This window comes from Acinetobacter sp. AKBS16 (assembly GCF_002899995.1).
Taxonomy (GTDB): Bacteria; Pseudomonadota; Gammaproteobacteria; order Pseudomonadales; family Moraxellaceae; genus Acinetobacter; species Acinetobacter baumannii.
Window position 1 is genome coordinate 66822 of sequence record NZ_POYH01000080.1, and the last position, 7197, is coordinate 74018.

Below are 7197 nucleotides of genomic sequence, written 5' to 3' on the forward strand. Positions count from 1 at the left end.
AGCCAGTAATAGGGTCAAAACAACAGCTTGCTAAGGGTTCACCTAAAACATTTAAACGATTGATTTGTGGATCTGGATGAATAGACATAATGGATGAAATATTAGATGACTACCTCTATCATAATCAAAACTTTGGCTTTCTACAGCTTTTATGCAAAAAAACTAACCTTTTTTGATGTAATCATTTAAAATTGGCGCGTTTTTAAAATCATAAAGAGAGCTTTACATGAATTTTCAGCGCATGACTGACCTTAATTTAGCAGGTAAACGTGTCCTTATTCGTGAAGATTTAAACGTTCCTGTTAAAAATGGTGTGATTACTAGCGATGCTCGTTTACGTGCCGCACTTCCAACAATAAAAGCTGCTTTAGAAAAAGGCGCTGCTGTAATGGTATTTTCACATTTAGGTCGTCCTGTGGAAGGTGAGCCAAAGCCTGAACAATCACTTGCACCAGTGGCTGCATATTTAACTGAAGCATTAGGTCAAGAAGTTAAATTATTTACTGATTATTTAAATGGGGTTGAAGTTGAAGCAGGACAAGTTGTTTTGCTTGAAAATGTTCGTTTTAATCCGGGTGAAAAGAAAAATAATCCTGAACTTGCACAAAAATATGCAGCTCTATGTGATGTGTTTGTAATGGATGCTTTTGGTACTGCTCACCGTGCAGAAGCTTCTACAGAAGGTGTAGCACGTTTTGCACCTGTTGCAGCGGCAGGCCCATTATTGGCTGCTGAATTAGATGCACTTGGCCGTGCAATGCAAACACCTGAAAAACCAATGGTGGCAATTGTCGCTGGTTCTAAAGTTTCAACAAAACTTGATGTATTAAATTCATTATCTGGTATTTGTGACCAACTGATTGTAGGCGGTGGTATTGCAAATACTTTCTTGGCGGCTGCTGGTTACAATGTTGGTAAATCTTTATATGAAGCTGACTTGGTTGAAACTGCAAAACAAATTGCTGCTAAAGTAAGTGTTCCACTTCCTACAGATGTAGTTGTAGCTGATGCTTCACAAATTAACTTCGAAGATTTCTTAGGTTCTTTGGCAGCAGCGCAAGCAGTAATTAAGAAAGTTGAAGATGTCACAGCAAATGATATGATTTTGGATGTTGGTCCTGAAACAGCTAAAGCATTTGCAAATATTTTAACGACTTCAAAAACGATTCTTTGGAATGGTCCTGTTGGTGTATTTGAAGTTGATCAATTTGGTGAAGGTACTAAAGCACTTTCTCTTGCAGTTGCACAATCTGATGCATTCTCAATTGCTGGTGGTGGTGATACTTTAGCTGCGATTGATAAATATAATGTAGCTGATCAAATTGGTTATATTTCAACAGGTGGTGGTGCATTCCTTGAATTTGTTGAAGGAAAAACATTGCCAGCAGTTGCCGTTTTACTTGAACGTGCTTAAAAACTGTTATATTGAAATAAGGAGGGATTGAGTTATCAATCCCTTTTTCATTGATAAGTCATTAAATTGTCATATTCCTGAAATAATATAATGAGTACTAAATCACCAATTGTGGAAAATAGTGATGAATTTAAAACTTACCTTTGCTGCTTTGTTAATTGTCCCAATGATGTTGACTGCTTGTGCGAAAAAAGAAGAGGCGACTCAAGCAGGCCAGGATGCGGCATCTACAGCTGTTGCTGACAAAGTAACTCCTGAACAACAAGCTGCAATCGATGCGCTTGATAAGCCAGTTTTAGATGAAAAGAATACAGATGTGGTTGAAGGTAGTACGGCTAGCGAGTCGGCTGCTTCAGAAACGCATTAATTTGTTGTTTTTTGTTAAAAATTCCCTGCAAATGCAGGGATTTTTTTTGAAATACTGTGATTTGTTGCTGAATTGAAATAAATGACAAGGTAGAATAAGCCGCACTACCTGGGAGGATATTATGGCACTCATTTCAATGCGCCAGCTCTTGGATCACGCTGCGGAACATAACTACGGCGTACCAGCATTTAACGTAAATAACTTAGAACAAATGCGTGCAATTATGCTTGCCGCAGATGCTACCAATTCACCTGTAATTGTTCAGGCATCTGCTGGAGCTCGCAAATATGCAGGCGCTCCATTCTTACGCCATCTTATTTTGGCTGCAATTGAAGAATGGCCACACATTCCAGTGGTAATGCACCAAGACCATGGTACAAGCCCTGATGTATGCCAACGTTCTATTCAACTTGGTTTTAGCTCAGTGATGATGGACGGTTCATTAGGCGCTGATGGTAAAACTCCTACAACTTACGATTACAACGTAGATGTAACTCGTCAAGTGGTAGCAATGGCTCATGCTTGTGGTGTATCTGTTGAAGGTGAGATCGGTTGCTTAGGTAGCCTTGAAACAGGTATGGCTGGAGAAGAAGACGGTGTGGGTGCAGAAGGTGTACTTGACCATTCTCAGCTTTTAACCTCTGTTGAAGAAGCAAAACAATTCGTTGCTGATACAAATGTTGATGCTTTAGCAATTGCTGTAGGTACTTCACACGGTGCTTATAAATTTACACGTCCACCTACAGGGGATATTTTAGCAATTGACCGTATTAAAGAAATTCATGCGGCATTGCCAAATACTCACCTTGTAATGCACGGTTCAAGCTCTGTACCACAAGAATGGTTAAAAGTAATTAACGAGTTTGGTGGTAATATTGGTGAGACTTATGGTGTACCAGTTGAACAGCTTGTAGAAGCGATTAAACATGGTGTACGTAAAATCAATATCGATACTGACTTGCGTTTAGCTTCAACAGGTGCAATTCGTCGTTTCATGGCGGAAAACCCAGCTGAATTTGACCCACGTAAGTATTTCGCTAAAACTGTCGATTCAATGAAACAAATTTGTATCGATCGTTATGAAGCTTTCGGTACAGCTGGTAATGCTGACAAGATTCGCCCAATTTCTTTAGAGAAAATGGTTGATCGTTATAAATAATTCCCGTTAGGGTTTGATTTATAGAAACCGGTTATTTATATAACCGGTTTTTTATTGGCTGAGTTTTTTATAAAAAAACCTGTGATCAACACAGGTTTTAACGACAAAAGATTAACTTATTTTTGTAAGTTCTTTTTGTCGAGGCTTGGATCTTTAATTTCTACATAAGCATTTGCACGGACTTCACGTAACCAGCTATCAATTTCAGTGTTAAATTGACGCTCACCTAAAATTTGACGTGCCATACGCTCTTGATATTCATGTGTCATATCTTTTTCGCGTTTGTCTGTCACTTGTAAGATATGCCAGCCGAATTGAGTTTGGAAAGGTTCACTAATTTCACCTACAGGAATTTCCTGCATTTTTTTATCAAACTCAGGAACCATCATACCTGGCGTAACCCAACCTAGACTACCGCCATCACGTGCTGAACCTGTATCGTTTGAATAAGTTGCAGCAAGAGTAGCGAAATCTTCACCCGCTTTTAATCGCTTGTAAATGCTATCAATAATTTGTTTCGCATTTTCAGGGCTTACCACTTCGGAAGGTTGAATAAGAATATGGCGTGTTTGATATTGCGGTACTAATGCTTTCTGTTCATTTTGCTTACGTTCTAAAAGTTTTAGAACATGTACACCATCGCGTACAGAAATTAAGTCAGTTGTTTGACCGTCTTGCAGTGGAGTAATACGAGCAGCAAGTTCAGCCGGTATATCAGAAAGAGGACGGAATCCCATATCTGCACCTTCAACTTTTACAGTTGCAGTTGAAAGCTTTTTAAGAGCGTTTAAATCATTGTTTTGAGCAAGTTGTGAACGAACTTCTTTTGCTACATTTTGAACTTCTTGAGGGTTATCTCCGGAAATTCGCATATGAATCACATGAGCTTGATTACCTAAAGCAGCTTGCCCTTGTGGTGACTTTAAGAAGTTGTCTACATCTTGATCACTGATTTTAATGCGAGACATAACTTGCTGTTGACGCAGACGATTAATTGCTAAATCTTCAGCAATACGGCTACGTAAGTTTTCATAAGTTCCAGGTGCAATCGCATCTAATTTTTGTTGAAAGGCTTCTAGGCTTTTGCTACCCGATTGACTTGCAACTTTAAGTACAGCCTCATTTAGACTTTTCTCATCAGGTTTGATGCCATATTTTTTAACTTGTTCAAGTTGTGCTTGACGTAAGATGAGCTGGTCTAATACTTGAAATTGTAAGTATTGTTGAGGTGGCACTTCTTTTTTTTGTGCTTGCAATTCGTGAGCTGCTTCAGCCATTCCTTGTTCAAGGTCACTTTTTAAAATTACGCTATTGTCCACAATTGCCACAACTTCATCAGTAGGTTGGGCAAAACTATGCATTGATGAAGATATTAATACAGCAAGGGTCGTCGCTTTAAAAAACTGTTTAAGATGTTTTGTCTTCATTAACGTTGTGTCCAAGATTGATTAATTTTGTTAAAACCTAAAACGCGATTTTCAAGTAAAGACGCGAGTTTATTGTTTAAACCACCTAAACCTTTAAGTGTAATTTCGGCCATGATCGCGCGCTTTTCACTAACATCTGAAGTTTTCGGATCATCTAGATCGTTATAGTATGAACGGCCATAGACAGAAATACCCCAGCAACATGACTCATAATTAACTCCTAGCAAGAGTTCACGGGCAACATCATTGTCCATGTCATATTGTACGTGGCCCATAATACGCCAATTGTCTTTAATTGGTTGTATAAACGATGCAACAACTTGGTCGTATGTATCTTGGCGACCAGGAATATCTTTACGATAGAAATAGCCTAAGTTATATAGATTTCCTTTATCACCTGTATAGTAAACTTGGAAGTCACGTTGAGCATTATCGCCATTTGACATCCAAGCCGAGTTGGCAGCAATGGTAAAGTTTTGATTAAGTTGGCTTGATAAGCTTATAACAGGGCCAGTTTTACGCTCGGTGTCGAATTCATCTTGGCCTTGTTTTAAAGTGACGCGGCGATCTTCAAAATAATAGCTTTGTCCCACACTTGCACGTAAACGCTCTAAACCTACTGTGTCAAAAAGACTATAACTTACACCTAACGATAAAAAGTTATTGTCTTCAAGGCGGTCATGTCCATAGAAGCGGTAAGGGTTAAATAACTGATCGTAACTAATTGACGCAGTGGTTGAGTCAAAGTTAGGGTAGCCATCTTGATTTTTGTATGGCGCATAGGCATAGAAAGCACGTGGTGTAAGTGTTTGTAAATATTTACCTTCACGTTCAAAATTCAAACCAGTGTCCAATGTAAATTGTGGCACAACGACTGATTTGTTTTCAGAGCCGCCAGGGTTATTTAACTGAGTATCTTTATCATAGAAGGTTTGAATAGAACGTACAGAAACCTCAGGAATTACAAAGGCTGCTGGTGTTCGATAGTTATAACGTGTTGCAAACTGGTTATAAATACGCGTACCGCTACTTTCTTGTGCAGAATTATCGTTAATTGATTTCTTAAAGTATGCAGTATCGTTATTGAATTCGTATTGTAAGCCTAATGGATTACCTGTGACATAATTCAACAAGAATTGCGGCAAACGTGCATATGGCTTGTCTGCATCTTTAACTTGAGGATCAAGGGTCTGGAAATCTTCGACTTTAAGCTGTGCTTTTAAACCCGGAATACCATGTTGATAGTTAAGTTCCCAAGCTCTACGTAAGTTAAGATCTGTTTTAGAGATAGGGCTACTATCTAAATCAGAGAAGTAGTCTTTATCTGATGCGTAATTGTATTCAAGGTTGGTAGACCATTGGTCATTGATATCCCAATTATGTAAAAAATGGAAATCTTTACGGTCTTTATCATCATATTCTTTATCCGATGGCAAAATGCCGCCCCAAATCTGTCCGGCACCAAACCCATCCGTCAAATATCGGAATTCACCTTGTAACATTGCACCACGATCTGCTAAGTATCGTGGCGTAATTGTTGCATCGTAATTAGGCGCAAGGTTTAAATAAACAGGAACCGAAAGTTCAATACCACCATCGTTTGAGAAACCAAATTGTGGGTTGAGGATACCTGTAGTGCGGCGGTCATCAATCGGGAAGTTAAAGTAGGGAACTGCTAGAACTGGAACATCTTTTACATATAGTTTTGTTCCGCGCGTAACACCACGCCCAGTTTCTTGGTTCAACTCAATTTTGTTGGCTTGAATTTTCCAACCTGGTTTCTGGCCTGGCGGACAGGTTGTGTAAGTCGCATCATTGAGAACCATTACATTCGGAGAGGTTCTCTCGATCTTCCCAGCATGACCATGGGCATGTTGTTGTTCAGAAATATAAAAACTATTATCTAAATTTCCGGTTTGAGTCTTTAGATTGTAATCAATTTCATCACTTTGAGAGAGTAAGCCGCCTTGAGCTAACTGTACTCGGCCTTGTGCATGTGCAAATGTTTGAGTTTTATCGATGGTGACTTTATCGGCACGAACTGTACGGCCTTCCTGATCTATCACCACGTTTCCTTCCAACACAGAGTCGCCGGCAGGGTTGTAGTGCCCATAATCAGCCGTTACAACTGAAGTAGCTTTATCTGCATCTAACGCTTTAGTTTCAGGATTAATTGGTGTAATCCAAGTTCCTTGGCAGAATGCTGAACTCAAATATTTATTATTGCGCAATTGCGCCTCAGGAGCAGATTTATCAACATAATATTGTTGAAAGAATTCCTGCCCTGGATAGGCTTCCTTAATACTCGCCTTAAGTTGATTATTGTCTATGTTGGAGACAACACCAGCTGACTCAGCATAACTTGATTGTATGGAGCCACTACATAAGAGCGTAAAAATAGCGGTCGCTAAAGGATTAAATTTAAACTGATGCTTCATTGTCTCATTAACCAAGTATGCTAATTCACAATTAATTATTGTCGCATCATAGAGAAAAAGTTTATAAGTGGCTACACTTAACCCTTCAAAAATCTCAGCTTGTTTTAGATTTTATTGCAAATGAATACACAACGTGAACAATTGATACATACATGGCTTACATCTGTTCTTGAAAATGATCAATTTCAGATCGCTTATTTAGCAGGGGATGCAAGCTTTCGACGTTATGCTCGCATCCAGTTACAAAATAAAACGTATATGCTTATGGATGCGCCTCCTGAAAAAGAAGACTGTGTTCCGTTTGTGACCATTGACGAGTTTTTTGCAGGGCATGGGGTTCGGGTACCTCAGATCGTTGCAAAAGATTTAAATCAAGGTTTTTTATTGTTAGA

The 7197-nt window shown here is 39.0% G+C and carries 5 protein-coding genes and 2 pseudogenes; 4 read left to right on the plus strand and 3 right to left on the minus strand.

What is annotated here, in order from left to right; genetic code table 11:
• A pseudogene (locus C1642_RS19505) lies at window positions 1-88 on the minus strand (DUF2237 domain-containing protein); the annotation flags it as partial.
• 138 nt (window positions 89-226) lie between these two features.
• Here C1642_RS19505 and C1642_RS14215 point away from each other — a divergent pair.
• From C1642_RS14215 to fba, 3 genes are all read left to right on the plus strand, one after another.
• Window positions 227-1414, plus strand: coding sequence for a phosphoglycerate kinase (locus C1642_RS14215; protein ID WP_001011094.1), 1188 nt, complete (start codon window positions 227-229; stop codon window positions 1412-1414).
• A 124-nt stretch (window positions 1415-1538) separates the two neighbouring features.
• Complete coding sequence (locus tag C1642_RS14220; protein ID WP_001049825.1) at window positions 1539-1781, plus strand: hypothetical protein; 243 nt, start codon at window positions 1539-1541, stop codon at window positions 1779-1781.
• A 121-nt stretch (window positions 1782-1902) separates the two neighbouring features.
• Window positions 1903-2940, plus strand: coding sequence for a class II fructose-bisphosphate aldolase (gene fba / locus C1642_RS14225; RefSeq protein WP_001174011.1), 1038 nt, complete (start codon window positions 1903-1905; stop codon window positions 2938-2940).
• Between the two features lie 116 nt (window positions 2941-3056).
• Here the strand turns inward: fba and C1642_RS14230 are convergent, their stop codons facing one another.
• On the minus strand, window positions 3057-4367 hold the full coding sequence (locus C1642_RS14230) for a peptidylprolyl isomerase (RefSeq protein WP_000850087.1): 1311 nt from the start codon (window positions 4365-4367) through the stop codon (window positions 3057-3059).
• The gene (locus C1642_RS14235; RefSeq protein ID WP_000682628.1) at window positions 4367-6805 is read right to left on the minus strand and encodes an LPS-assembly protein LptD; all 2439 of its coding nucleotides are present in this window, start codon (window positions 6803-6805) and stop codon (window positions 4367-4369) included. Before C1642_RS14235 ends, C1642_RS14230 begins: the two co-directional genes overlap by 1 nt.
• Window positions 6806-6925: 120 nt before the next feature.
• Here C1642_RS14235 and C1642_RS19510 point away from each other — a divergent pair.
• Window positions 6926-7197: pseudogene (locus C1642_RS19510) on the plus strand (phosphotransferase); the annotation flags it as partial.

Coding starts and splice junctions, on each gene's coding strand:
- C1642_RS14215 (WP_001011094.1), top strand. CDS start 227: ATGAATTTTCAGCGCATGACTGACCTTAATTTAGCAGGTAAACGTGTC.
- C1642_RS14220 (WP_001049825.1), top strand. CDS start 1,539: ATGAATTTAAAACTTACCTTTGCTGCTTTGTTAATTGTCCCAATGATG.
- fba (WP_001174011.1), top strand. CDS start 1,903: ATGGCACTCATTTCAATGCGCCAGCTCTTGGATCACGCTGCGGAACAT.
- C1642_RS14230 (WP_000850087.1), bottom strand. CDS start 4,367: ATGAAGACAAAACATCTTAAACAGTTTTTTAAAGCGACGACCCTTGCT.
- C1642_RS14235 (WP_000682628.1), bottom strand. CDS start 6,805: ATGAAGCATCAGTTTAAATTTAATCCTTTAGCGACCGCTATTTTTACG.